The 24,904-nt window shown below is 69.9% G+C and carries 19 protein-coding genes; 9 read left to right on the top strand and 10 right to left on the bottom strand.

The genetic code is table 11. The features are described 5' to 3' along the window. Positions 1–97: 97 nt before the first annotated feature. Entirely contained in the window at positions 98–844 is a 747-nt protein-coding gene (locus tag ABZ192_RS37935) for a response regulator transcription factor (protein ID WP_356929009.1), read from the top strand. A gap of 110 nt (positions 845–954) precedes the next feature. Here ABZ192_RS37935 and ABZ192_RS37930 read toward each other — a convergent pair whose 3' ends face one another. The 4 genes from ABZ192_RS37930 to ABZ192_RS37915 all read right to left on the bottom strand — a co-directional run bounded on the left by ABZ192_RS37930 (position 955) and on the right by ABZ192_RS37915 (position 6,499). Then, a complete protein-coding gene (locus ABZ192_RS37930) occupies positions 955–2,370 on the bottom strand; it encodes a HAMP domain-containing sensor histidine kinase (RefSeq protein ID WP_356929008.1) in 1,416 nt (471 codons plus the stop codon). Further along, positions 2,367–3,086 carry a response regulator transcription factor gene (locus tag ABZ192_RS37925; protein WP_356929007.1) on the bottom strand — a complete coding sequence of 240 codons (720 nt, stop codon included), beginning with the start codon at positions 3,084–3,086 and terminating at the stop codon, positions 2,367–2,369. The genes ABZ192_RS37930 and ABZ192_RS37925 overlap by 4 nt, the downstream gene beginning before the upstream one ends. A 102-nt stretch (positions 3,087–3,188) precedes the next feature. Further along, entirely contained in the window at positions 3,189–5,441 is a 2,253-nt protein-coding gene (locus tag ABZ192_RS37920) for an MMPL family transporter (RefSeq protein ID WP_356929006.1), read from the bottom strand. A 110-nt stretch (positions 5,442–5,551) separates the two neighbouring features. Further along, positions 5,552–6,499 carry a LysR family transcriptional regulator gene (locus ABZ192_RS37915; protein WP_356929005.1) on the bottom strand — a complete coding sequence of 316 codons (948 nt, stop codon included), beginning with the start codon at positions 6,497–6,499 and terminating at the stop codon, positions 5,552–5,554. A gap of 200 nt (positions 6,500–6,699) precedes the next feature. Here ABZ192_RS37915 and ABZ192_RS37910 point away from each other — a divergent pair, with 200 nt between their 5' ends. The 8 genes from ABZ192_RS37910 to ABZ192_RS37875 all read left to right on the top strand — a co-directional run bounded on the left by ABZ192_RS37910 (position 6,700) and on the right by ABZ192_RS37875 (position 17,178). Continuing rightward, positions 6,700–7,845, top strand: coding sequence for a tartrate dehydrogenase (locus ABZ192_RS37910; RefSeq protein WP_356929004.1), 1,146 nt, complete (start codon positions 6,700–6,702; stop codon positions 7,843–7,845). After that, complete coding sequence (locus ABZ192_RS37905) at positions 7,842–9,521, top strand: hydantoinase B/oxoprolinase family protein (protein ID WP_356929003.1); 1,680 nt, start codon at positions 7,842–7,844, stop codon at positions 9,519–9,521. Before ABZ192_RS37910 ends, ABZ192_RS37905 begins: the two co-directional genes overlap by 4 nt. Then, the gene (locus tag ABZ192_RS37900) at positions 9,518–11,587 is read left to right on the top strand and encodes a hydantoinase/oxoprolinase family protein (protein WP_356929002.1); all 2,070 of its coding nucleotides are present in this window, start codon (positions 9,518–9,520) and stop codon (positions 11,585–11,587) included. The genes ABZ192_RS37905 and ABZ192_RS37900 overlap by 4 nt, the downstream gene beginning before the upstream one ends. Next, complete coding sequence (locus ABZ192_RS37895; RefSeq protein ID WP_356929001.1) at positions 11,584–12,858, top strand: MFS transporter; 1,275 nt, start codon at positions 11,584–11,586, stop codon at positions 12,856–12,858. Before ABZ192_RS37900 ends, ABZ192_RS37895 begins: the two co-directional genes overlap by 4 nt. Positions 12,859–12,919: 61 nt before the next feature. Next, positions 12,920–13,906 carry a phosphoglycerate dehydrogenase gene (locus tag ABZ192_RS37890; RefSeq protein WP_356929000.1) on the top strand — a complete coding sequence of 329 codons (987 nt, stop codon included), beginning with the start codon at positions 12,920–12,922 and terminating at the stop codon, positions 13,904–13,906. Positions 13,907–13,949: 43 nt separating this feature from the next. Further along, positions 13,950–15,335: an acyclic terpene utilization AtuA family protein gene (locus tag ABZ192_RS37885; protein WP_356928999.1), complete on the top strand. Its 1,386-nt coding sequence runs from the start codon at positions 13,950–13,952 to the stop codon at positions 15,333–15,335. Further along, entirely contained in the window at positions 15,328–15,657 is a 330-nt protein-coding gene (locus ABZ192_RS37880; protein WP_356928998.1) for a DUF4387 domain-containing protein, read from the top strand. The genes ABZ192_RS37885 and ABZ192_RS37880 overlap by 8 nt, the downstream gene beginning before the upstream one ends. Before the next feature lie 69 nt (positions 15,658–15,726). Further along, positions 15,727–17,178, top strand: coding sequence for a DUF6351 family protein (locus ABZ192_RS37875; protein WP_356928997.1), 1,452 nt, complete (start codon positions 15,727–15,729; stop codon positions 17,176–17,178). Between the two features lie 443 nt (positions 17,179–17,621). Here the strand turns inward: ABZ192_RS37875 and ABZ192_RS37870 are convergent, their stop codons facing one another. The 6 genes from ABZ192_RS37870 to ABZ192_RS37845 form a co-directional block, all read right to left on the bottom strand. Continuing rightward, the gene (locus ABZ192_RS37870) at positions 17,622–18,278 is read right to left on the bottom strand and encodes an HAD family phosphatase (RefSeq protein ID WP_356928996.1); all 657 of its coding nucleotides are present in this window, start codon (positions 18,276–18,278) and stop codon (positions 17,622–17,624) included. A 16-nt stretch (positions 18,279–18,294) separates the two neighbouring features. Further along, complete coding sequence (locus ABZ192_RS37865) at positions 18,295–19,329, bottom strand: ScbA/BarX family gamma-butyrolactone biosynthesis protein (RefSeq protein ID WP_356928995.1); 1,035 nt, start codon at positions 19,327–19,329, stop codon at positions 18,295–18,297. Between the two features lie 171 nt (positions 19,330–19,500). Next, positions 19,501–20,349 carry a helix-turn-helix transcriptional regulator gene (locus ABZ192_RS37860; protein ID WP_356928994.1) on the bottom strand — a complete coding sequence of 283 codons (849 nt, stop codon included), beginning with the start codon at positions 20,347–20,349 and terminating at the stop codon, positions 19,501–19,503. A gap of 111 nt (positions 20,350–20,460) precedes the next feature. Further along, positions 20,461–21,648, bottom strand: a complete 1,188-nt coding sequence (locus tag ABZ192_RS37855; RefSeq protein WP_356928993.1) for an XdhC/CoxI family protein — start codon at positions 21,646–21,648, stop codon at positions 20,461–20,463. Positions 21,649–21,740: 92 nt separating this feature from the next. Continuing rightward, positions 21,741–23,927 carry a xanthine dehydrogenase family protein molybdopterin-binding subunit gene (locus tag ABZ192_RS37850; RefSeq protein WP_356928992.1) on the bottom strand — a complete coding sequence of 729 codons (2,187 nt, stop codon included), beginning with the start codon at positions 23,925–23,927 and terminating at the stop codon, positions 21,741–21,743. Continuing rightward, positions 23,924–24,904 (bottom strand): xanthine dehydrogenase family protein subunit M, encoded by a 981-nt coding sequence (locus ABZ192_RS37845; protein ID WP_356928991.1) that lies wholly within the window; start codon positions 24,902–24,904, stop codon positions 23,924–23,926. The genes ABZ192_RS37850 and ABZ192_RS37845 overlap by 4 nt, the downstream gene beginning before the upstream one ends.

Here is a 24,904-nt window from a genome sequence, read left to right as displayed (position 1 = left end):
CAACCGGTTGGGGGCCGGCCGGGACGTCCAGGCCTCGCCGGGCAACCGTCAAGGAGCGCTCAGGTTCACCGCGGGCCGACCGTCAAGTGCTGCGTGAATGATGTGTCGGGTCATCCCGGAAACCGGTCCGGCGGAAGGGCTGTCGAGCCGAGAAGAAGGACCCGTGAACAAGGTAATTGTCGCAGGCGGGCCGTCCCTGGTGCGGGCCGCGCTCACCAAGGTGATCGATGCGAGCGACGCCATGAGGGTGGCCGGCGCCGCCGCGCACGGCAAGGATCTCAGAGACCTGCTCGATGCCGGCGTCGACGCGGACGTCGTCGTGCTCGACCGTTCCCTCCACGCCGGGCAACTGGACGCCTTCACCGGCCTGATCACCGAGATCTGTGCCGTGGCGCGGACCGTGGTCTTCGGCGCTCCCAGTGATCAGGAGGTCGATGCACAGGTGCGTGCCGGCGCTACGGGCGTTCTTGCCGCGGATGTCAGCGCGTCACAGCTCATCGCCGCCCTGGAAACCGTGTGCCGGGGCGGGCTTGTCGTCGCTCTGGGGACGGCCCCGGCTGTCAACAAGGCGCAAGCACGGGTCACGCCCGCACTGACCGGGGATCTCTCCCTCCGGGAACGCGAGATCCTCACCATGCTGTCGAGTGGTCAGGACAGTGCCTCCATCGCCCGCGACCTCGGCCTGAGTCCCCTCACCGTGAAGACCCACATCACACACATGCTCAGCAAGCTGGGAATCCGCCGGCGCGGGCACCTGATCGCCTTCGCCTATGAGAGCGGGCTCATCGTGCCGGGCATGACACCCACCAGTTTCATCGCCACCCGACTGCGAGCGGCGTCGTAGTCCCACGTCCGAGGTTCCGGTATTCGCGTTCGACCACCGACCGTTTCGGTTTGGTCGGGGTCCTCGTACGACTTTCCCTCCAGGCCGTTCTCCGTGCCGTGCGTGGCGCATCACGGGCGATGGCCGCGCGGGAGCCGGATGGTGACGGTGGTTCCGACTCCCACGTCCGAATGCACGTCCACCTGTCCGTGATGGGCGTGGACGATGGCCTCGACGATGGCCAGGCCGAGACCTGAACCGCCGTAGGCGCGGCTGCGGCTGGCCTCGGCGCGCCAGAACCGCTCGAAGACACGGGGCAGGTCTTCAGGGGAGATTCCGGGGCCGTCGTCGATGACACTCAGCTGTACGGTCTCACGGCTGAGGGTGACCTCGAGGCGCACGGAGGTCCGAGCCGGAGTGTGCTGGACGGCGTTGCCGACGAGATTGCGCAGGACCTGTTGCAGACGGGCGGCATCGCCGACGACGGGTGCGGGCAGGGCGGGCGCCATGGCGATGTCGCGTCGGGGGTAGATGATCTGGGCGTCCTCGATGACGCCGGCGGCCAGGACGGTGAGGTCCACGTCGTCCTGCTCGACGGGTCGGCCGGCGTCCAGGCGGGCGAGCAGCGCGAGATCCTCCACGAGCAGGCGCATACGCCCCACTTCGTTCTCGATGTGCTCGAGCGCGGTCTCCAGGCCCGGGCCGGAAAGGCCGCCTTGGCGGTGCAGATCCAGCCATCCGGAGATGGTGGACAGGGGAGTGCGCAGTTCGTGGGAGGTGTCGGCGGCCAGCGAGCGAACGGTCGCCTCCGCGCGGGCCTGGGCGTCGAACGCCCGGTTGACCGCCTTGGCCAGCAGGTCGGCCTCACTGCCGTTGCGGTGGGTGGGCAGCCGTTCGGTCAGGGAGCCCGCGGCGATGGCGTCGGCGCTGCGGGCCATGCGGGCGAGCGGGCGCATGCCGAGGCGCAGAACGATGACGGACAGGCCCAGGAGCACCAGCAACGCACCGCCGATCAAAGCCAGTTGCCGTCTGATGAGCGCGCCGGTGGTGGCGTCGTCGACGGAGGTGTCGATGGTGAGGATGACGGTCGCCGGTGCCACGGTGCCTTCGGCGGGCCCGCGGTCGATGATCAGGCCGGGACTGGGGATGCGCACGGCACTGAGGTCGCCGCCCTCCAGGGTGAGCACACGTCCCGTCGGTGCGGTCGCGCTGAGCGCGGCCACCTGGTCGGCGGCCCGGGACGCCGAGCCGGTGCTCAGCAGGACGCTGTTGTCCTCGTCGACGGCCACCGTGCCCAGGGGCGAACCGAGAAGGGCGCCGAGTTGGTCGGCATCGGCGGTCTGCGGTCCCTGGCCGATGACCCGGGTCAAACGCTCGGCGTTGGCTTCGAGGGTGTCCTGGTTGCGCTTGTCCAGGAAGTCTTCCAGGAGAAGAGCGCTGATGACGGCGCTGGCGACCAGGCCGACGACCAGGAGAACGGCCAGCCCGGCGAGCAGGCGCAGGCGGACGCTGGAGGAGGCCCAGGGAAGACGGCCGCGGAGTCTCACGTGTCGTCCTGCTCTCGGAGGGTGTAGCCGACGCCGCGGACCGTGCGCAGCAGCGGCGTACGGCCATGGTCGATCTTGCGTCGGAGGTTGGAGATGAAACGCTCGACGACGACGGAGTCCCCGCCGAAGTCGTACTGCCACACGGCCTCGAGGATCTGGGCGCGGGAGAGGACCTGCCCCTGGTGACTCAACAGGTAGTGCAGCAGACGGAATTCGGTGGGAGAGAGTTCGACGATCCGGCCGCCCCGGCGGACTTCGTGGCGGAGGTCGTCGAGCGTGAGGTCGCCACAACGCAGGCGTGTTTCCTCGGCGGTGGGGGTCCCGCTGCGGGCGCGGCGCAGCAGCGCCTGCAGGCGAGCGCCGACCTCGACGACGCTGAAGGGTTTGGTGACGTAGTCGTCGCCGCCCAGGCGCAGTCCCCGGACCCGGTCTTCGACGGCGTCGCGGGCGGTGAGGAAGAGCACGGGTACATCGATGGCGCGGGCGCGCAGCAGTTGGAGGATCTCGAAGCCGTCGGCGCCGGGGAGCATCACGTCGAGGACGATGACGTCCGGGGGACGGCGGGCGACCTGCTCGAGGGCTTCGCTCAGGTCGCCGGCCGTGTCGACTTCGAATCCGGCGAACTGCAGTGCCGAGATCAGCAGGCGTCTGATACCGGGATCATCGTCGATGACGAGGACGCGGTCGGCGGTACCCGGCGTGTTGGCGGCGTTCATATGTGCTCCTGGTGGTGGCAGGGGCCGTCCGACGTCTGCCGTTGCCGCCGGTGCGGCGGACCGGGTGGGTCTCCGGTAACGGCTCTGCTGATCATGGTCTCGTCACAGGGCTACTGGGGTGGATTCCTTGACGGGGGCGTGCGGGACCGCCGGTTCGTGAGCGTGGAGGTTCTCGCCCTCGACGTCGAGATGGGGCAGCACGCGGTCAAGGCGCCGCGGCAGCCACCAGGCCCGGTCCCCGAGGAGCGCAAGGATCGCCGGCACCAGGGTCATACGGACCACGAAGGCGTCGACCATGACTCCGAAGGCCAGGGCGAAGGCGATCGGCATGATGTCGGCGTCGTGGGAGAACAGGAAACTGACGAACACCGAGATCATGATGAGCGCGGCAGAAGTTACCACACGGGCGGCGTTGCGGGCTCCGTTGAGGATGGCCGTGCGGGCGTCGCGGTGGCGGTTGTAGTCCTCGCGCATGGCGGAGACGAGGAACACCTCGTAGTCCATGGCCAGCCCGAAGAGCACGGACATCACGATGATGGGCACGAAGCTGGCCACCGGTCCCTCGCTGGGCACGCCCAGCGGGCCGGCCAGCCATCCCCACTGGAAGACCGCGACGGTGGCTCCGAAGGCGGCACCCACGGACAGCAGGAACCCGATGGTCGCCTTGACCGGGATGGCGATCGACCGGAACGCGATCATCAGCAGGAGCAGTGAGAGGCCGACGACGACGATCACGAAGGGCACGAGTGCGCGGCTGAGCTTGTCGGAGACGTCGATGCTGACCGCGGTCATACCGGTGACGGCCACGAAAGAGCCGCTGGACTGTGCCAACGGCTGCATCCGGGTACGCAGCCGGGAGACGAGGTCGCTGGTCTCCTCGGACCGCGGTCCGGTGCCGGGGATGATCTGGATCCGTGCCGCCGTCTCGTCCTCGGCCAGGTCGACACCGCTGACGTCCGCGACGCCCTGGACCCCTCGCAGCTCGTCCTCGACGGCGGCGGCCGTGGAGGAGACGGTGGCCGGGTCCTTGTCCTCGACGAGCACGACGAGGGGGCCGTTGGCGCCGGGACCGAAGGCGTCACTGATCACGTCGTAGGCCTGACGGCTGGAGTTGCTCGTGGCACTGGAACCCTCGTCGGTGAGTGCCAGCTTCAGCTCCATGCCGGGAACGGCCACGGCGATCAGCGCGACCGTGCCCAGGATCAGGTTGCGTACGGGGTGGCGCAGGACGCCCTGGGTCCAGCGCACACCCATCGTGGCCGTCCGGCCGCTGTGCGCCGCCTGCCGGACGGCGCGCTCACGGCCCATGGGCAGGAACCTGCGGCGCCGGGGCGCGGACCGGGGTGCCTTGGGCGTGAGCCGGTGACCGGCCATCCCCATCAGCGCGGGCAGTAACGTCACCGCCGTGATGACGGCGACCGCGACCGCTCCGGCCGAGGCCAGACCCATGGAGGTCAGCATCGGCACACCGGCCACCGACAGACCGGACAGTGCGATGAGGACGGTGGCGCCGGCGAAGATCACGGCGCTGCCCGCGGTGGCGGTGGCCGTGGCGATGGACTCCCGCACCGGCATACCGGTACCGAGCTGGGCACGGTGCCGGGAGACGATGAACAGGGCGTAGTCGATACCGACGGCGAGCCCCAGCATGATCGTCAGGGTAGGTGCGTTGTCGGAGACGTCGAACGCCGTGGCCAGACCGATCATCGCGGCCATCGTGCCCGCGATCCCGAGCACCGCGGTGATCAGCGGCAGACCCGCCGCGAGCAGCGACCCGAAGGTGATCACCAGGATGACCAGGGCCACGCCCAGCCCGATCAGCTCACTGGGTCCCACGGGCGGATGCGAGGACTCGTACGGCTCACCGCCGTAGATGGTCCTCAGACCCTCCTGCCGGGCTTCGTCGCCCGCGGCCTTCACCGCGTCCAACGTGCCTTCCGGCACGTCGTCCTCCTCCTTGGTGGTGAAGGTGACTTGAGCCGCCGCGGTGCGTCCGTCCTCGGAGACGGTGCCGCTCTCGGACGGGTCACTGACCTCGCTCACCCCGGGGATACGGCCCGTGGCCTCCAGCGTCGCCTCCAGGGACTTACGCAGATCCGCCTCGCTCACCGTGCGGCCGGCCGGCGCCTGAAACACGATCTGCGCCGACTGCACATCCGGCTCGGGGAAGTGCCGTTCCATCTTGGTCAGGGCCGTCTGGGCCGGTGAGCCGGGTATGGAGCTGCTGTCCGTGAAGGACCCGGCGAAGGAAAGCCCGAGCCCGACCACCGCACCGAGGGCGAGGAGCCAGCCGATCAACATCCTTGGCCACCGGCGAGCACTCCACGCGCCCAGCCGGTACAAGAGCGTAGCCATCAAAGATTCCCTCACTGTTAGGAAGACGACCCGCCACATCCTTCGCAGTGGACTTGACGGCCGCCTCACGGGGAACCTGAGGGTTTTCTGACGGTTCGACTCCGGCACCGTCAGGTACGTGCGTTGCCGGGCCGGTCGGCGCTCCGCGGGACTGCGGAGGGTGCCTTCGCCTGGTCCAGCCGCAGCGGGAGCCGCGCGGCGAGGTGGTCGATGAGCGCGCTGACACGTCGCGGGACATGGCCGTCCTCTGCGAGGAGGGCATAGATGTCGGCGGCCGGTGTCGGCAGGTGCGGCAGGACCCGGACGAGCTCGCCGCGCTCCAGATGCGGCCTGACGTGCCACTCCGAGCGCATGATCACACCGCGGCCCTCCAGTGCCCAGCCGGTCACCACGTCACCGTCATTGCTGGACAGGCTGCCGTGCACCCGCACATGCCGGGGACGGTCCGCGTCCCCGAAGCGCCAGAGCGCGAAATCGCTCTCGTTCTCCCGCAGCACGATGCAATTGTGGTGGGCCAGATCCTCGACGCCGGCCGGCGTGCCGTGTTGGGCGAGGTAGGACGGCGCCGCGCAGGGCACGCGCCGGTTCGTGGCCAAACGCCGCATGCGCAACGATGAGTCGGGCGGCATGCCCACGTGGACGGCCACGTCGAACTCACGCTGATGAGGCCGTAGAGGCAGCGCGGACGTCTGCATCCGGACGTGCAAGTCCGGGTGGGCCGCGGCGAACTCGCCGAGCAGCGGCGCGATATGCGCGCGGCCGAGACCGAGCGTGGCTTCGACGACCACGGACCCGCGCAACCTCCCGGCCGTGTCGGTGATCGTGTCCTCCAGCTCGCGTACCTGGTCGAGAATCGCCTCGACGCGCCCCGCGTACAGCTCGCCTTCCGAAGTCAGCACGAGTCGGCGGGCGCCGCGCTGCACGAGCCGGACATCCAGGCGGCGCTCCAGCGCGCTGAGGCGTTTGCTGACGACGGGCAGAGAGCAGCCGAGTTCCCGCGACGCGGCCGTCAGCGTCTCGCTCGACGCGACCACGTGGAAGAACTGCAGGTCGTCCACGACTGAACGGCTCTTGTACCAGGGGCGGCCAGAACGCCGAGAGCTTTCCACAGGGGAAAACGTACCTTGCCGGTTACGGCCTTGTAACGGCTGTCACCGCTGGCCAAGGTAGGACCCAGTCGCGCCGTGAGCGGAACACCTCTGGACAGAGTGCTCGCCACCGGACCTGCGCATCGACCACATGGACTGGGAGCCAATTCGTGCCGCACAGCTACCGCATCGCAGCGATTCCCGGCGACGGGATCGGCCGCGAGGTCGTCCCGGAGGGCCTGAGGTGCCTGCGGGCCGCCGCCGAGGCGCACGGGTTCGAACTCGACGTCACCGAGTTCGACTTCGCCAGCGCCGACTACTGGCTGAACCACGGCGCGATGCTGCCCGGGAACTGGCGGGACGTGCTCGGCGACTTCGACGCGATCTTCTTCGGCGCGGTCGGATGGCCGGAGGTGGTCCCGGACCATGTCTCGCTGTGGGGCAGCCTGCTCCAGCTGCGGCGGGGCTTCGACCAGTACGTCAATCTGCGCCCCGTCCGGCTGCTGCGCGGCGTACGCAGTCCCCTGCGCGACCACCGGCCGGGCGACATCGACTTCTACGTCGTGCGGGAGAACACCGAGGGCGAGTACTCCAGCATCGGCGGCCGGATCTTCGAGGGCACCGATCGCGAGACGGTGGTCCAGGAGACGGTCATGACACGGACCGGAGTCGACAGAGTCCTGCGCTATGCCTTCGAACTCGCCTCGTCCCGCCCGGGCAAGCACCTGACCTGGGCGACGAAGAGCAACGGGATCTCGATCTCCATGCCCTACTGGGACGAGCGCGCGACCGAGATGGCCGCCCGGTACCCCGACGTGACCGCCGACAAGGACCACATCGACATCCTCACCGCGAGGTTCGTCCTCCAGCCCGACCGGTACGACGTGGTCGTCGCCAGCAACCTGTTCGGTGACATCCTCTCGGACCTCGGCCCGGCCTGCACCGGAACCATCGGCATCGCCCCCAGCGCCAACATCAACCCCGACCGCTCCTTCCCCAGCCTCTTCGAGCCGGTGCACGGGTCGGCGCCGGACATCGCCGGTCTCGGTGTCGCCAACCCCGTCGGCCAGATCTGGAGCGGCGCCATGATGCTCACCCACCTCGGCGAGCACGACGCGGCCGCGCACGTCGTGGCCGCGATCGAGAGCGTTCTGGACGAGCAGCCCGATGTGGTCACACCCGACCTCGGGGGCACGGGGACCACGGTGGGCCTGGGCAAGGCCATCGCGGCCCGGATCGCCGCGAGTTCACTCGTCGGCCACGACGGGGGAGCGGCGGCCGGCCACGCGGTCGACGAGGGGGTCGCGGCGTCATGATCAGACCTGTCTCCGACCCGGTCGGCCTCGAAGTGCGCTGGGACCGGCTCGCCGCCGCCACCGACGAGGCGGCCTCCACCATGCTGCGCACGGCCTTCTCCACGATCATCCGCGAGTCGAACGACTACACCGTCGTCCTGATGGACCGCTCGGGCCGCACGATGGCCGAGTCACGGGCCGGCATCCCCGCCTTCGCCGCCCTGATGAGTTCGCTGACCGCGCTGGTCCTCGAACGGTTCCCGGCGGACGCGTGGCAGGACGGCGACAGCGTCATCACGAACGACCCGTGGATCGCCACCGGGCACCTGCCCGACATCGCCATGATCTCCCCGGTCTTCCACCGAGGACGGCTCGTCGCGTTCGCCGGCACCGTGGCGCACTCACCGGACATCGGTGGCACACCCTCGATGAGCGCCACCGAGCTGCTCTCCGAGGGCATCCTGATTCCTCCGCTGCGCCTGTTCCGGGGCGGGCGGGTCGAGCAGGGGGTCAAGGACCTGCTGCTGGCGAACGTACGACTGGCGGACCAGGTGTGGGGTGACCTGGAGGCGCAGGCCGCGGCACACGCCGTGTGCCGCCGACGCGCCAAGGAGTTCCTCACCGACTTCCGTGAGCCGGACTTCGAGGCGTTCGCGGACCAGGTCCACGCGGTGACCGACGCAGCGATGCGGGCGGGCGTCCGCGACCTGCCCGACGGCGTCCACCGCGCCGCCCTGGACGCGGACGGCGTCGAAGGCCACCCCACGCACATCGAGTGCGCGGTGACCGTGCGCGGCGAGGAGGTGGAGATCGACTACACCGGCAGCTCCCCCCAAGTGCCCTTCGCGACGAACTCGACGCTGAACTACACCCGCGCCTACTCCATGTATCCGCTGAAGATCCTGCTGGATCCGTCCACGCGGACCAACTGGGGCTCCTACCGCTCCATCCAGGTCACCGCGCCGGAGGGCACGATCGTCAACCCGACATTTCCCGCGCCCGTCGTGGCACGCCACCTCACCGGCCACCTCCTGTCCTGCGCGGTGTACCAGGCACTGGCTCCGGTGCTGCCCGACCGTGTCATCGCCGACAGCGGCGGTGCCCCCGCCCTGCGGGTCCGCTTCGCGGGGATCGACGGCTCCGGCCGGCCCTTCAGCCTCATGCTCTTCGCCAACGCGGGCATGGGCGCGTCCAAGGAGTCGGACGGGCTGTCCACCACCGCCTTCCCGACCAACTCCGGCGGCGGCAGCATCGAGGCCCTGGAGGCCGCGTCTCCGCTGCACTTCCTCCGCAAGGAATTACGTGCCGGATCGGGCGGACGGGGCCGGCGCCGCGGAGGACTGGGCCAGACCATCGAGGTCCGCAACCCGACGAGCCGACCGGTGCAGATGGTGCTGCTCGGAGACCGCCAGCGGCATCCGGCGCTCGGACTGGCCGGCGGTGAACCCGGCGCCACCGCACAGGTCGTCCTGGACTCCGGCGAGCGTGTCCCACTGAAATCGATCTCGCAGCTGGCCCCCGGCTCGTCGGTGGTCATCTCCTTCGCCGGCGGCGGCGGGTTCGGCCGCCCCGAGGAGCGTGAGCCCGAGCTCCTGGTCGCCGACGAGATCGCCGGCTACACCGTCCCAGCCAGTCAGCACAGCCCGCGCACAGTTCCGGCGGCGGGCGACAGTGCACATGAGGAGGCGGGCCGATGAGCCGCACGGTCCGGATCGGCGTCGACGTCGGCGGAACGTTCACCGATCTGCTGCTGCACGACTCGCGCCGGGGACTGATCCGGTCCGGGAAGCTGCCCACCACACCCCACGCCCCCAACGAGGCCATCACCGCGGGGATCGCCCGCCTGCTGGAGGAGACGTCCACGGCCCCCTCAGACGTCGCGGGCATCGTGCACGGCACCACGCTGGTGACGAACACCCTGCTGGAGCGCACCGGAGCGGTCGTCGGTCTGCTGACCACCAGCGGATTCAGCGACTCCCTCGAAATGGGACGGGAGACGAGGTTCGACACCACCGACCTGCTCGCCCGGCCGGCTCGGCCACTGGTGCCGCGCCAGCTGCGCCGCGGGGTACCCGGCAGGATCGCCGCGGACGGCAGTGAACTAGAACCGCTCGACGAGCGTGCCGTCCTCGCGGCTGTGCGGGATCTGGTGGACCAGGGCATCGAGGCACTGGCCGTGGCCCTGATGCACTCCTACCGCGACGCCGGGCACGAGCACCGGGTGCGGGAGCTGGTCGCGCGGGCCCACCCCGACCTCCCCGTCACGCTCTCCAGCGCCGTGGCCCCGGTCATCGGCGAGTACGAGCGTGCCGGCACCGCCTGCCTGAACGCGTACGTGCAGCCCCTGATGTCGCGCTACCTCGACGACCTGCGTGACGACCTGACCGCCATGGGGGTCGACGCGCCCCTGCGCATCATGCTCTCCGGCGGTGGTGTCACGACCCTCGAGGACGCCGAGCGGTTCCCCGTACGGCTGCTGGAGTCGGGCCCCGCGGCCGGTGCCATCGCCGCTGCCGCGGTCGCCAGGACGCTTGGGGAGCAGGACGTCGTCTCCTTCGACATGGGCGGTACGACGGCGAAGATCGCTGTCGTCCAGGGGGGCAGGCCCAGGCTCAAGCACGACTTCGAGGCGGGGCGGGTCGACAAGTTCAAGCCCGGCTCGGGGCTGCCGGTGCGCCTGACCGTCGTCGACATGATCGAGATCGGTTCGGGAGGCGGCTCGATCGCGGCACCCGACGCACTCGGGCTGCTCAAGGTGGGACCGCGCAGCGCCGGTTCGGTGCCCGGCCCCGTCGCCTACGGGCGTGGAGGCGAGCGACCCACCGTGACGGACGCCGACCTCCTGCTCGGCCATCTCGACGCGGAGAACTTCCTCGGCGGCGAGATGAGGCTGCGCACGCGCGAGGCCCACAAGGCGCTGACCCGTGAGGTGGCCGGGCCCCTGGGACTCGACACCGCCGACGCTGCCGCCGGGATCGTCGAGGTGGTCACCGAAAGCATGGCCGCCGCCGCCCGCATGCACCTGTCCGAGCAGGGCAAGGACCCCGCCGACTTCGCGCTGCTGGCCTTCGGCGGAGCCGGACCCGCCCATGCCTACGGGCTGGCGAAGTCGCTGAAGATGTCACGAGTGATCGTGCCGATGCGGGCCGGTGTGCTGTCCGCCTGCGGGCTCCTTGCCGCCGCTCCCACGGTCGACGAGGTCCGCAGTCTTCCGTCGCCTCTGGCCGACGTCGACTGGGACCAAGTAGCAGCGCTGTACGACGAGATGACGGCCCGCGCCACCGAAACACTCCAGCCGGGAGACCCGGAGCTCGTGCGGGTCCGCCGTTCGGCCGACATGCGTTACCTCGGCCAGGGCTTCGAGATCGAGGTCGGCGTGCCCGAGCAGGACTTCGGACCGGCAGGTCTCGGACGCATCCGGACCGCCTTCGACTCCACGTACCGCGCCGTGTTCGGCCGTTCCCTCGACGGGGCCGTGGAAGTCGTGAACTGGCGGCTTTCCATGCAGCTGCCCGGTCATGAGGTGTCGGCGGACGGCAGCCATGCGCGAGGAGGTGAGGCAAGCCGCGGTGTCCGGCCGGTGTACTTCCCGGGACACGGGCTGCTCGAAGCCACCGTATGGAGCCGCTACGAGCTCACGCCGGGAACCGAGCTGACAGGTCCGGCGCTCTTCGAGGAACGCGAATCCTCCTGCTCCTTCGGGCCGGACTGCCGGATCCGGGTCACCGACGACCTGACCCTCGTGGTCGAGGTGGAGTCATGACGACGGTGTCAGCAGGGCAGCACACACCCACCCGGCGCATCACGCTCCTGGTCGCCCTGGCGGTCTTCGCCCAGGAGTCGACCTGGAACTTCTACGAATCCCAGGTACCGCCGCTCCTGCGGGAGCACCTCACCAGCGCGGCCGTCGTGGGTCTGCTGATGGGCATGGACAACCTGTTGGGCATCTTCATCCAGCCGTGGATCGGCAACCGGTCCGACCGGACGAGGACCTCCTGGGGCCGGCGGATGCCCTACCTGGTGGTCGGGATGCCGATCGCCGCCGCCCTGTTCATCCTCATCCCGCACAGCGCGGCGTCCTTGCCGCTGCTGATCGTGGTGCTGTTCTCGTACGCGCTCGTCGCCAACACCTTCAAGCCGATCGCCGAGGCGCTCGTACCGGACTTCATCCCACCCGAGCGACGAAGCCGGGCCAACGCCGCAGTCAAGATCGCCTCGAGCATCACGGCCATCGTCGCCGCGGTCATCAGCATCTTCCTGGTCGACAACCATCTGAACCTCGCGTTCGCGATCCCCTCGATCATCATGCTGATCTCGATCGGAGTGCTCGCGGCCACCGTGCGCGACAACCGGTCCCCGGCCTACCAGGCAGCGGTGGCCGAGAGCGATGAGGAGCACTGTGGCGAGCGCACCGAGCCACGGGTCCGGGACACCTTCATCGAGATCCTCAAGGACACCGATCGCAGCCGGCTCCTGCTGCTCCTGGCGATTCTCCTCTTCGGCAGCGCATGGGCCGCGTCCCGGTCGTTGATGACGCCGTACGGGACGGAAGCCCTGGACATGTCACGGGGAGCCGCCGGCGGTCTCACCCTGCCCAGCGGTGTCGCCTTCATCCTGGCGGCCTACCCGGCGGCCGTGCTCGCCGAGCGTTACGGGCGGCTCCGGGTCATGGCCGTGGGCATGTCGGTCTTCGCCGCCGCCATGGTGCTCGGGACGATCGTCCAGACCCCGACGGGGGCCACCGTGGCCCTGTGTCTCGCGGCGGCCGGCGCGACCTGCTTCCTGGTCAACGCTGTGGTCGTCCTGTGGAACCTCGCACCCTCGGCACGGGTCTTCGGGACCTACGCCGGTATGTACACCGTCGGATGGGCCGGCGGCGGCTTCCTGGGCCCGGCGGTGGTCGGCGGGATGGTCGACATCACCGGATGGCCCCTGATGCTCGTCGACGTCGCCGTGGTCGCCTCGCTGTCGATCATCGTCGTAGCCAGGATCGGTGTGCTGCAGCGGCGCACCGCCCTGGCCCTCGCCAAGTGACCAGCCCATCCCCGCGGCGCGGCGCGAGGCCGGCGCCGGACGCAGCCAGAGACGAGGAACCGTGCCCCGCATTCTGATCACCACGGACTACCTACGGCCCGGCGACGAGGTCGATCACTATCTCCGGGCGCACGGCCACACAGCGGTATACGCCCCGCTGGTCGGCCGACGCGGTCCCGGGCAACTCGTCGCCGCCCTCGACGGGATCGACGCGGCGCTGGTCGGACATGACCTCCTGACCGCCCAGGTCCTCTCCGAAGTTCCGGGCCTGCGCGCCATCGTGCGCACCGGCGTCGGCTACGACTCGATCGACATCGTCGCCGCGGGCAAGCTCGGCATCACGGTGAGCAACCTGCCGGGAATCAACGCGAACGCCGTGGCCGAGTACACCCTCGGTCTGCTGCTGGCGGCCGCGCGGCGACTGGTGCAGAGCGCGGCGGGCGTCGCTGCCGGCCGGTGGCCGAGGGAGGACGGTCACGAGTTGCGTGGGTCGACGCTCGGGCTGATCGGATACGGGGCGGCAGCGCGCGCAGTGGTGCCGCTGGCGCGGGCCTTCGGCATGGAGGTGCTCTGCACGACCGGTGTGCCGGAGGACGAGCGGTCGGACCCGTCGGTGCGGTTCGTCGCGCTCCCCGAGCTGCTGGCGGCGTCCGACTACGTATCGGTGCACACCGCGCTGACGGACCGCACACGCGGTCTCCTGGACGCCGCCGCCTTCCGGCGGATGAAGCCGACGGCGGTACTGGTCAACACCGCGCGGGGAGCCGTCGTCGACGAACAGGCCCTCGCCGACGCCGTGCGCACCGGCCAGATCGCCGCGGCGGCCCTCGACGTGGTGAGCGAGGAGCCGCTCCCGGCCGACAGCCCGCTGCGGGACGTCGAGGGAATCGTCGTCTACTCCCACCTCGCGGGCCAGACCGCCGAAGCCCGCGCCGCCGCGGGCCTCGAGGGGGCGGCCGAGGTGGTGGCCGCCCTGGCGGGCCGCCCCCGGTTCGTGGTGAACGCCCACCTGCTGCCCCACACCCCCGCTGCCCGGACTGACGGGTGACACCCACCCGCCACATGCCCGGTAACCAACAAGGAAGAGGAACATGGAAAACAAACGGGTCGACCAGGTCAAGGTCCTGGCACCGACCGGCATGCTGGGAGCCGGCTTCCCCGAGGCCACGATCGTGCGCGGTCTGGCACTGGGCGCCGACGTCATCTCCGTCGACGGGGGCAGCACCGACTCAGGTCCCTACTATCTCGGCGCGTCGCAGCCCAAGACCACCCGCGCGGCGGTCGCCCGTGACCTGCGCATGCTGCTCAAGGCCGCGGCAGGCGCCGGTATCCCACTGATCGTGGGCTCATGCGGCACCAGCGGAACCGACTTTGGTGTCGACTGGGTCGCCGGCATCGTCGCCGACATCCTGGCGGCCGAGGGACTCCGGCTGCGGGTGGCGCGCATCTACAGCGAGCAGTCGACCGGCGCGCTCCTGAAGTGCCTGGACGAGGGCCGGATCCATGCTCTGCCTCCGCTGGGCGCACTGGAGGCGGAGACGCTGCAGAGCTGTACGCACATCGTGGGCGCGATGGGGCACGAGCCGATCGTCGCCGCCCTTGAGGCCGGTGCGCAGGTCGTGCTCGCCGGCCGCGCCACCGATACCGCCATCGCCGCCGCCTACCCGCTGATGAAGGGCATGCCGGCCGGACCGACCTGGCACGCCTCCAAGATCATCGAGTGCGGTGGGCAATGCACCAGCAACCCGCGCGCGGGTGGAGTGCTGGCCACCATCGACGCCGACGGCTTCACCATCGAGCCGCTCGATCCGACGGCCGCCTGCACACCGGTCCTGGTCGCCGCCCACATGCTCTACGAGACGGTGGACCCGTTCCGGATGCGCGAGCCGGACGGCACCCTGGACGTCCGTGAGGCCGTCTACACCGCCCTGGACGACCGCACAGTGCGGGTCGAGGGTTCGCGGTTCCATGTCGCCGACCAGCACACCATCAAGCTCGAAGGCGCCCGGATCACCGGCTACGAGACCATGTCGTTCAGCGCGATCCGAGACCCGCACATCCTTGCGAACATCGACGACTGGGCCGATCTCATGCGCACGGTGATCAGGCAGCGGGTGGAGCAGACGATCGGCATCGGCGACGACAAGTACGCCTTCGACCTGCGCCTCTACGGGCACAACGCCATCCTCGGGGACCTGGATCCGGCAGTGGGTCCGCCTCGCGAGGTGGGAGTCATGCTCCTCGTCAACGCACCGGACCAGAGCACCGCCACCGCCGTCGCGAAGATCGCCAACCCCTTGATGCTCCATCTGCCGACGGCCGACATGGACTACCTGCCGAGCCTGGCGTTCGCCACCTCACCGGCCGAGGTCGAGCGCGGTCCGGCGTACGAGTTCGTGCTCAACCACGTGGTCGACACCCTCAGCCCCACCGACATGTTCCGCACCGAGTTCGAGGAGGCCTCCCACCATGGCTGAGACCGCCCCCACCACCCTGGGCGACCTGGCGTACGAGGTCCGGTCCAAGAACGCCGGGCCGTTCTGGGTCACCATGGAGCTGTTCATGCGTGACGCGGACGGTTATCGCATCGCCGCCGACGAGACGTTCCTCAACGAGGGCGCGGTCGCCCGGCTCTACGGACTCGACGAGGCCGACGTGCTGATGTTCCGCATCCCGTCGCTGAACGTCGTCAAGATCTCGTTCCCGCGTCCCGTCAGCCAGGCGTCGCTGCGTGACCGTGACGTCCACTCCGGTCAGCACCACGTGCCGCTGGCGGTTCTGCCCGTGCCCGCGACCTGACCCTGAACGCACCCGCCGGACACGGTCGTTCACCCACTCACCCCCGAAAGCGCATGAAGGAGCAGCTCCTTGATCACACCTGCCGTGCCCGGATCGGGTACCCGTCACCAGGCCCGCGGACGCCGTTCGGCGTTGACGGCACTGCTCGCGGCCGCGGTCGTCGGCACGCTCGGCACCGCACCGGCCGCCCCGGCCGACACCACGCGCCCCAGCGCCGCCACCTGCCCGGGCCACCTGGCGGAGAAGGCAGACTGCTTCACCGGCCGGGATGCCAACGGCGCCTACTACACCATGGCCGTCCCCGAAGACTGGAACGGCTCCCTCGTCGTCCACGCCCACGGCGGTCCCGACTTCTCCTACGACGAGTCCACCACCACCGAGGACCTGGAACGCTGGGCGGTGATGGTCGACGAGGGCTATGCCTGGGTGGGCTCCTCGTACCGGCGCGGCGGTTACGGGGTCAGGATGGCCGCCGCCGACACGGAGAACGTACGCCGCCTGTTCGTCAGCCACTTCGGCCGCCCCGACCGCACCTACCTGCATGGCCAGTCCTGGGGCGGCAACGTCGCGGCCAAGGTCACCGAGACCTACGGCGGGAAGCGTGGCGCCTACGACGGAGTCCTGCTGACCAACGGCTTCCTGGCCGGCGGCTCGCGTGGCTACGACACGCGCGTGGACCTGCGGACGGTCTACCAGTACTACTGCCGCAACCTGCCCCGTCCCACCGAACCGCAGTACCCGCTGTGGCAAGGCCTGCCCGCGGACTCCCCGATGACACCCGACGAGGTCCACGGCCGACTCCAGGAGTGCACCGGCATCGACTCCGACCCGGCCGACCGGACCGCGGAGCAGCAGCGCGACCTCGACGACATCCTGGCCGTCACCCGCATCCCGGAACGCTCCCTGGCCACGAACATGCAGTACGCGGCCTTCCTCGTCCGGGACATCGTGTCCCACCGGCTCGACGGCCGTAACCCGTTCAGCAACCGTGGGGTCCGCTACGACGGTTCGCACGACGACAAGGCGCTCAACGCCGGCGTGGCGCGCTTCTCGGCCGACCCCGCCGCGCGCCGCGACCTCTCCTACGACAGCGACCTCACCGGACGGATCGTACTCCCGGTCCTCACGCTGCACGCGATCGACGACCCACAGGTCTTCGTCGAGCACGAGGCGGCCTATCGCGCCACCGTCCAGGCCGCCGACCGCAGCGAGAACCTCGTCCAGACTTTCACGAGGGAGAGCGACCACAGCGCGCTCAGCAACGCCGAGTACGCCAACTCCCTGGCTGCTCTGGACACATGGGCACGCACCGGCCGGAAGCCCACCCCCACCTCGATCGCGCGTTCCTGCAGCGCGTTCGACACCACCTACGGTGGCGGCTGCTTCTACGATCCGGCGTTCCGTCCCGCTCCGTTCGCCACCCAGGTCCGCCCCCGGCCCGGCGGCCTCCACTGGCCCGCCATGTCCGCCGCGCAGGAACAGGCGTGGAGCCGTATCGAGGGCGTGGGCATCGCACCCTGAAGCCGGCCCGCAGCCCTTTCTCTCCGCCCAACCACTCGGGAGAGTCCCATGTCCCTGGCCGAAGAACTCAGTTCGTACGCCGTGTCCCTGCGCACCGGTATGAAGGTGCTGGGCTGGGCGACTCCATCGCGGGCGCCGAGGCTGCTGCCCTGGGCGCGGCCCTGAGAGACAGTGGGGTGGTGTTCAAACGGATGCGGCGAGTCCACGCCGACCGGCAGGACGGTACGGCGTTCGCGCGACGGCCGGCCCTCCGCGTCCGGCAGATGCTCGTCCTCAGGCCGACCGTGAGGGCGGACCGGGGACAACCGGTTGACGGCCGCATCCAAGGAGGACCGGTCGGAAAGGTCCGCCTTCACCAACTCGGCGCCCAGACGGTCATGGCATGTCTGCATGTGTGACGCGCACGGGGGATGGGCGTCGGCGTGTGGGTGCCGCGAGCAGCTTCAGAGGATGCTGGGCAAGCCTGTCAGATGTCGCAATTCGGCGAGGACTTGGTGGTTGTCGCGGAAGTGGACGGCGTGCCAGCCCTGGCGTCGGGCCGCGGCGCAGTTGCCTGCGAGGTCGTCGACGAGCACACAGTCCTCGGGGGTGACACCGGCCGTCTTGGCCGCCAGATCGAAGATCTTCGGGTCGGGTTTGCGGACGCCGACCTTGCATGAGTCGATGAGACAGTCGACCTCGCCGGCCGGGGCGACGATCGCCCGCCAGTACGGCTCCCACTCGACGACGTTGTTCGACAGGATGCCCACTCGGAACCCGTTGTCGCGGGCGTTCCGCAGGGCGCCCACCATCACCGGGTTGGCCGTGACGCCGTCGAACCACTGCTCGCCGAAGCCCTCCAGGCGGGCACGGCTCAGATCAAGCCCTGGGTGACGGCTCGTCAGGACACGGCGGAGGCGGCGCCCCCACTCGGCCTCGGTGAGGGCGGCGATCTCGATGGGCGCCAGGGTCGGCATGCCCATCTCGTCCGCGACCTCCTTCATGGCGGCCTGAAGTTGCGCGGGCAGAATGCCGGTCTTGCGGTGGTAGGCGTCGTACAACTCGTCCAGAGGTGGCGAGAGTACGCCGCCGAAGTCGAACCAGACCATGGGCAGGGGCATGCAGAGAGCCCTCCTGTCAGGGCGTTGTGGGGTGAAGCAGCAAGGAGGCCTGCGCTGAGGCAGGGATGAGGAACTGGCCGATGGGGCTGGTGCACCGCAGGGCAACCTCGGCTGTGGAGATCACGCTCTTCTCCTGGAGCATCTCCATACGGAAAACGGCCGCGCCCGGCGTCGCCCGGTCCTCGACCAACTCGGCGTGGCACACGGTGGGCAGTTCGAACTCACCGAACCGTGTGAAGGTGGCCGCGCAGTGCGTCAGCGTCAGCCGCCGGGGCGACAGGCCCAGCAGTTCGTGGGCCGCGTGCAGGGCGGTCTGCCGGTATGCCTCGAAGAACAGCGCACCGGGGATGTGGTCGAGTGGGTGGTCGAACAGAGCCGGATGCGCCTGGTCGACGATGACCTGAGCCACGACCTGGCGTCCGACGGCCGCCGCCTCCGCCAGGACGACGTTGTCGGGCGAGCGCCGCCCGACCGCGGCAGGGCTGAGCCGGCGGCCATGGGGGTGCGGGCGCGGAGTCTCCAGGTCGAGGGCGGCGCGTCCGCGTTCACGCAGCTTGTCCCACGCATCGCCGGGCATCCACTGGATGGTCATGGTCATGGATGCGGCGTCGTGGCCGTCGACAGCCAGCCGCATCTCCAGGGTGACGCCGACGAGCTCGGCGCCGCGGTGCTTCTCGCCCGTGAGGGTGACGGTCAGCAGCCCCCGCCCAGGCAGCCGCCCGATCTCCAGCGCTTTGGTGTCGAGGACGGTGAACTCGCCGGAGTTGAAGCTGAACTTGCGGTCCAGCGGGACGGCGCAGTGTTCGTGGGCGACCAGGATGGAGGTCTGTCGGAACACTTCGAGTAACAGGAGCGGGTCGTAGGCGGCCGGAGTCACCAGGTGGTCGCTGTAGTAGCTGTGGACGCGTGGCAGCTGCGCCGCGACGAGGAATTCGCTGTCGGAATGGCGCTGAGTATCGGTCAGAAACACCTCGCAGATGGCGGCGCGGTGGACGAGCTGCCGGGAGACGGTTACCGCGTAGGACAGGCCATGGTTTCCCGAAACGGACATGTCTTGACACTCCTCGAACCAGGAATGGTGAAAGGAACAGTGGTTCATCTGCGGACCATCATTACGCGTGCCAGGGCGGCGCAACCAGGGGATGAAAACCCCCGCCATTGGCGCCCATGCCGCTGATCACGGAAGGTCGCCAACAGCATCGACGACTCACAGAACGTCTGCTCAGGTCTCCTGCTGGTCGAATACCTGTGTGCCGAGCACGGCGAGTAGTTCCAGTTTGGCGACCGAGTCGGTTCCGACAGCGGGGGTGAACCAGAGCAGTCGCTGCCGTCCGTCCTCGCTGAACAGATTCAGGCAATTGACTTCAAGCAGTCCGAGCTCTCGATGTATCAGTCGTTTCCTGTCGTGGCGTCGGAACGAAACATCGTGCCGGGCCCAGTGTTCGGAGAACTCGGGACTACACGCGCTCAAGGCCGTGATCATCGCACGGACATCGGGGTCAGCGCCGCGCCGGGCCGAGGCCGCACGCAGGTCGGCCACGAAGGAGCGGGTGTGCTCGGCATGGTCCTCGGGCGGGTAGAGCGCCCGTGCTTCCGGATCGGTGAACCACCGGTACAGGAAGCTCGCGGTCCATCCGGTCGTGGACGGCGGTGGACCGAGCAGCGCACGGGCCGCCGGGTTCTGTACGAGCATGACGCGCAGGTCGGTGACCACCTGGGCCGGTGTGCCCCCCAGGCGATGCATCAAATCCAGCATCCCCGGGTGGACGTGGTCGGCCGGACTGCCGGACGGGGGCAGCGGACGGCCCGCCAGGGCGAAGAGGTAGTCGCGCTCGTCCCGGCTCAGTCGGAGTGCCCGGGCGAGCGCGGCGAGCATCTGCTCCGAGGGTTGGACGCCCGCCCCGCGCTCCAGCTCGATGTAGTAGTCGACCGAGACACCGGCCAGCTGAGCGACCTCTTCACGGCGAAGACCCGGTACACGGCGGCGCGGCCCGGTCGGTAGGCCGACATCCGCGGGTCGGATGCGATCACGGCGTGACCTCAAGAAGCCGCCCAGTTCCGAAAGATTCACACCGACACCTTGACCTGAACGCACTCGGCTTTCCAGGGGTTGCCGACCCCTGAGTAAGCGACCCCAGGTAGCCCGGAGAGGGGGTTGTGGACCCATCGAGGACCAGACCGTTCAAAGGAGCAACCCGTGAGTGGGCGTACCCCTTGGGTCGCCACCGCGATCCTGGGGGGCGCCCGGGCCGGGCAGAGGCTGTGCGGGAGGGTGAATCCGGCCCCTGCCCTGCGACAGGGGCAGGCCCGTGCCGCGGTTGGTGTGGGCGATGATCTCCGCGGTGATGGAGATGGCGGTCTCCTCGGGAGTTCGGGCACCGAGGTCCAGGCCGATCGGTGAGTGCAGACGGGCCAGTTGCTCCTCGGGCACGCCGGCTTCCCGGAGCAGGGCGACGCGGTGGCCGTGTGTGCGTCGGGAGCCCATGGCGCCGACGTAGCCGACGGGGAGGGCGAGCGCCGACCGCAGCAGGGGGATGTCGAACTTGGCGTCGTGGGTCAGGACGCAGACGGCCGTGCGGGCGTCGGTCTCGGTGGCCGCGAGGTAGCGGTGGGGCCAGTCGGTGACGATCTCGTCGGCGTGCGGGAAGCGGGCCCGCGTGGTGAAGACGGGGCGGGCGTCGCAGACGGTGACGTGGTAGCCGAGGAAGCGGCCGGCCTGACTGAGGGCGGCGGCGAAGTCGACGGCGCCGAAGATCAGCATGCGGGGACGGTGTGCGTGGGTGTGGACGAGGACGGTCAACCTCGTGGGACACGTGCCGGCTTCGCCGCCGACCTCGATGCGTGCGGTGCGTCCCGCACGGAGGAGCGCGCGGGCGTGCGCCACGACCACCTTGTCCTCGTTCTCACCGCCGAGGGTGCCGTCGTGGGGACCGCCGTCGGGGACGTGGAGGGTGCGGCCGAGGCATTCGCCGGGGCCGTCGATGACTCGGGCCACGGCGCAGGAGCGGCCCGCGAGCACGGCCTCCAGGGCGGCGGCGACGTGCGCCTCGGCGGCGGGCTCCACGCGCTGGACCAGGACCTCGATCTCGCCACCACAGGTCAGGCCGACGGCGAAGGCGTCGTCGTCGGAGTAGCCGAAGCGGGTGCGAACCGGTGGCCCGCCGTGTGCCAGGACCTGTTGGCACAGTTCGTAGACCGCCGCTTCGACACAGCCGCCGGAGATATTCCCGACCGCGGTGCCCTCCATGTCGACGGCGAGGGCGGTGCCGACGGGCAGGGGTGCACTGCCACTGACGTGGGTGACGGTGGCGAGGGCGAAGGGGCGGGCCCTGCCGTACCACTGGTGCAATGTGTCCGCGATGTTCAGCATGACCGGCCCTCCGTGAGGTAGGTGCGCCTCCAAGGGACCGCCGCCGAGCCTCGGGGATGCGGCTGCGGCGGCGGCCCTGGTGTCCGGAGGGCTCAGAGCAGCGCTTCGGCGGTGATGGGCAGTTGGCGGATGCGGCGGCCGGTGGCGTTGAACACGGCGTTCGCGATCGCGGGCGCCACGCCGACGATGACGATCTCGCCCAGACCCTTGACTCCGATCGGGTCGGCCTCGTAGTCCTCCCCCTCGATGTAGATGGCCTTCATCTCGGGCATGTCGGCGTGGGTCGGGACGAGGTAGTCGGCGAGGTTCGCGTTGACGATCCGGCCGTCGCGGTGGTCGGTGACCGTGTGTTCGAGGAGGGCCTGGCCGATACCGCCGGTCATGGCTCCGATGGCCTGGCTGTCGGCGAGTCTCGGGTTGATGATCCGGGCGGCGTCGTACACGCCGACCATGCGCCGGACCCGCACCAGGCCGAGGCGGGCGTCGACGGCCACTTCGGCGAAGGTCGCGGCGTAGGCGTAGAAGGAGAACTTCTCCGATTCCGGCGCCCCGGCGTACGTGCCGAGTGCTTCGAGGTGGGTGCGGTCGTTGCGGGTCAGCAGCCGCCGGTACGTCTCCCCGCGCACGGGGGCGTCCTTCACATACAGCCGGCCGCCGCGTACCACCACATCGGCGGGGTCGACGCCGTACAGCGGTGAGTCCTCGTCCTCGACCGCCAGCGTGACGGCCTGCTTGCGCAGCTGGTCGCAGCCGTCCTGGACGGCGGATCCGACACTGGCCATGGTCCGCGAGCCGTGGTGGCCGGGAGCCAGGGGCAGGTCGGAGTCGCCGAGCCGAAAGGTGACCTGGCGCATGGTCAGGCCGAGGGCGTCGGCGGCGACCTGGGTCATCGACGTGGCCGTGCCGGGGCCCATGTCGCTGGTCGCGGACTGCACCAGGGCGGTGCCGTCGGCGTCGAGCCGGACCGAGGCCCGGGCCTCGCTGCGCGCGGTGTCGTAGACACCGGCGGCCATCCCCATGCCGATGAGCCAGTCGCCGTCACGCGTCGAGCGGGGCTTGGGGTTGCGCCGGTGCCAACCGAACTCGCGGGCGCCCGTTCGGTAGCAGTCGCGCAGGCGGCGGGTGGAGAACGGCAGGTTGCTGGACTCGTCGGCGGTGGGTTCGTTGCGCAGGCGCAGCTCGATCGGGTCCAGGCCCAGTTCGTGGGCGAGTTCGTCCATCGCCGTCTCGACACAGAAGGCGCCGCTGGAGTAGCCGGGACCACGCATCCACGTGGGCGTGTTCACGTCCAGCGGTACATGCCCGTACACCTGGCGGACGTGGGGCGTGCTGTAGAGCATCCGGCCGGCCGCGAGAACGTCTTCGCTGTGCCTTTCGTAGCGGGAGGACTCGGTGCGGACGTCGTGCGTCGACGCGGTCAGACGGCCCCGCCGGTCGCTGCCCAGCCGCAGGTCGTACTCGTACGCGGGCCGGTATCCCACGCCGAAGTACGTCTGCCTGCGGGTGAGGACGAGTTTCACGGGGCGTTTCACCTCGCGGGCGGCCAGGGCCGCGATGGAGGTGTGCACCCAGGTCCGGCCGCCGCTGCCGAAGGCGCCGCCGACGGCCGGCGAGATGACGCGGATGCTGTCCGGCGGCATGCCGAACTCGGCGGCCATGGTCTCCACGGTGCCCTGCACATGCTGGGTCTTCTCCCAGAGCGTGAGTCTGTCGCCCTCCCAGTGGGCGACGGTACCGGCCGGCTCCATCGGGTTGTGGTGGTTGCGGGCCATCCGGTACGACAGGTCCAGTGTGACGTCGGCGGCCTCCAGGGCACGGTCCGCGTCTCCGCGCGCATAGGTCTCGGGATCGTCCGCGGGGTCGGCGGCGCCGAGGTCGGTCGAGGGAGGCTGGGTGTCGTAGGAGACCTTGACCAGGCTCGCCGCGTGCTGTGCCACCTCCAGTGTGGCCGCCACCACGACCGCGACGGGCTGTCCGAAGAAGCGGACGCGGTCGTCCTGGAAGGGGCGCAGCGCCTCCCCCGGCGGGAATCCCGGTTCCCGGTGCGGCAGTTTGGGCGCGTTGAGGTGGCTGATCACCTTCACGACGCCGGTCTGGGCTTCGGCGGCACGGGCGTCGATGCCGGTGACACGACCGCGTCCGACACTGCTGTCGACGATGACCGCGTGCACGACCCCGTCGGGGTTGTTGTCTCCGGCGTACTTCGTTCTGCCGGTGACCCTCAGTCGTGCGTCGACCCGCGGCACCGCCGCACCGACCGCTGCCTGTGGCTGGCTCATTCGGTGCCTCCTACGGTGCGCAGCTGACGTTCGACGGTGCGTTTGAGCAGCTCGGCCTTGAAGCCGTTGTGCTTGAGGGGACGCGCCCCGTCGGTCGCCTGCTCGGCGGCCTCGGCCCACAGCCCGTCGGAGGGGCGTTCGCCGATGAGGTGGCGCTCGACGGCGGGCAGTCTCCAGGGCACGGTGCCCACGCCTCCGGCGGCCACCTTGGCCTCGCGGATCGCTCCGCCGCCGATGTGCAGGGCGACGGCCGCCGAGGTCAGCGCGAACTCGTAGGACTGCCGGTCGCGCACTTTCAGATACCCGGATTTCAAGGGACGCGCGTGGGCCGGGATCTCCACGGCCGTGATCAATTCGCCTGGGTGGATGGCCTGTTCGCGGTTCGGGGTGCTGCCCGGCCGGAGCAGGAAGTCGGCGAAGGGCAGGCTGCGTGCACCGTCCGGGCCCAGCAGGTGCACGGTCGCCTCCAGCGCCGTGAAGGCTACGGCGACGTCGGAAGGGTGGGTGGCCACGCAACTGTCGGAGGTGCCCAGGATCGCGTGGCTGCGGTTGTAGCCGCGCAGCGCGGCGCATCCGGCGCCGGGCTCACGTTTGTTGCAGTCGGCGGTCACGTCACGGAAGTAGGTGCACCGGGTGCGCTGCATGATGTTGCCGCCGATGGTGGCCATGTTCCGCAACTGGGCCGAGGCGCTCAGTCCCAGCGCCTGCGAGATGACGGGGTACAGGGCGCGTACGCCCCGGTGGGCGGCGGCCTCGGACATTCTCACCAGTGCGCCGATGCGCAGACCCCCGCTCTTGGTGACGATGATCTCGCCCAGCGGCAGGGAGCTGATGTCGACCAGCGAACCCGGGTGTTCGACGGTCTCCCGCATCAGGTCGACGAGGGTGGTGCCGCCGGCGATGTAACGCCCGCCGCGCCGACCGGCATGGAGAGCTTCGCGCGTGTCCGCGGCCTTGGTGTAGGTGAAGGGATGCAT

The sequence above is a fragment of the Streptomyces sp. NPDC006235 genome (assembly GCF_040613735.1).
Taxonomy (GTDB): Bacteria; Actinomycetota; Actinomycetes; order Streptomycetales; family Streptomycetaceae; genus Streptomyces.
Note: the sequence above shows the minus strand (reverse complement) of the source record. Positions and strands in the feature narration are given on the sequence as shown.

Coding starts and splice junctions, on each gene's coding strand:
- ABZ192_RS37895 (WP_356929001.1), top strand. CDS start 11,584: ATGACGACGGTGTCAGCAGGGCAGCACACACCCACCCGGCGCATCACG.
- ABZ192_RS37865 (WP_356928995.1), bottom strand. CDS start 19,329: ATGTCCGTTTCGGGAAACCATGGCCTGTCCTACGCGGTAACCGTCTCC.
- ABZ192_RS37870 (WP_356928996.1), bottom strand. CDS start 18,278: ATGCCCCTGCCCATGGTCTGGTTCGACTTCGGCGGCGTACTCTCGCCA.
- ABZ192_RS37900 (WP_356929002.1), top strand. CDS start 9,518: ATGAGCCGCACGGTCCGGATCGGCGTCGACGTCGGCGGAACGTTCACC.
- ABZ192_RS37925 (WP_356929007.1), bottom strand. CDS start 3,086: ATGAACGCCGCCAACACGCCGGGTACCGCCGACCGCGTCCTCGTCATC.
- ABZ192_RS37845 (WP_356928991.1), bottom strand. CDS start 24,904: ATGCATCCCTTCACCTACACCAAGGCCGCGGACACGCGCGAAGCTCTC.
- ABZ192_RS37855 (WP_356928993.1), bottom strand. CDS start 21,648: ATGCTGAACATCGCGGACACATTGCACCAGTGGTACGGCAGGGCCCGC.
- ABZ192_RS37920 (WP_356929006.1), bottom strand. CDS start 5,441: ATGGCTACGCTCTTGTACCGGCTGGGCGCGTGGAGTGCTCGCCGGTGG.
- ABZ192_RS37905 (WP_356929003.1), top strand. CDS start 7,842: ATGATCAGACCTGTCTCCGACCCGGTCGGCCTCGAAGTGCGCTGGGAC.
- ABZ192_RS37880 (WP_356928998.1), top strand. CDS start 15,328: ATGGCTGAGACCGCCCCCACCACCCTGGGCGACCTGGCGTACGAGGTC.
- ABZ192_RS37850 (WP_356928992.1), bottom strand. CDS start 23,927: ATGAGCCAGCCACAGGCAGCGGTCGGTGCGGCGGTGCCGCGGGTCGAC.
- ABZ192_RS37885 (WP_356928999.1), top strand. CDS start 13,950: ATGGAAAACAAACGGGTCGACCAGGTCAAGGTCCTGGCACCGACCGGC.
- ABZ192_RS37935 (WP_356929009.1), top strand. CDS start 98: ATGATGTGTCGGGTCATCCCGGAAACCGGTCCGGCGGAAGGGCTGTCG.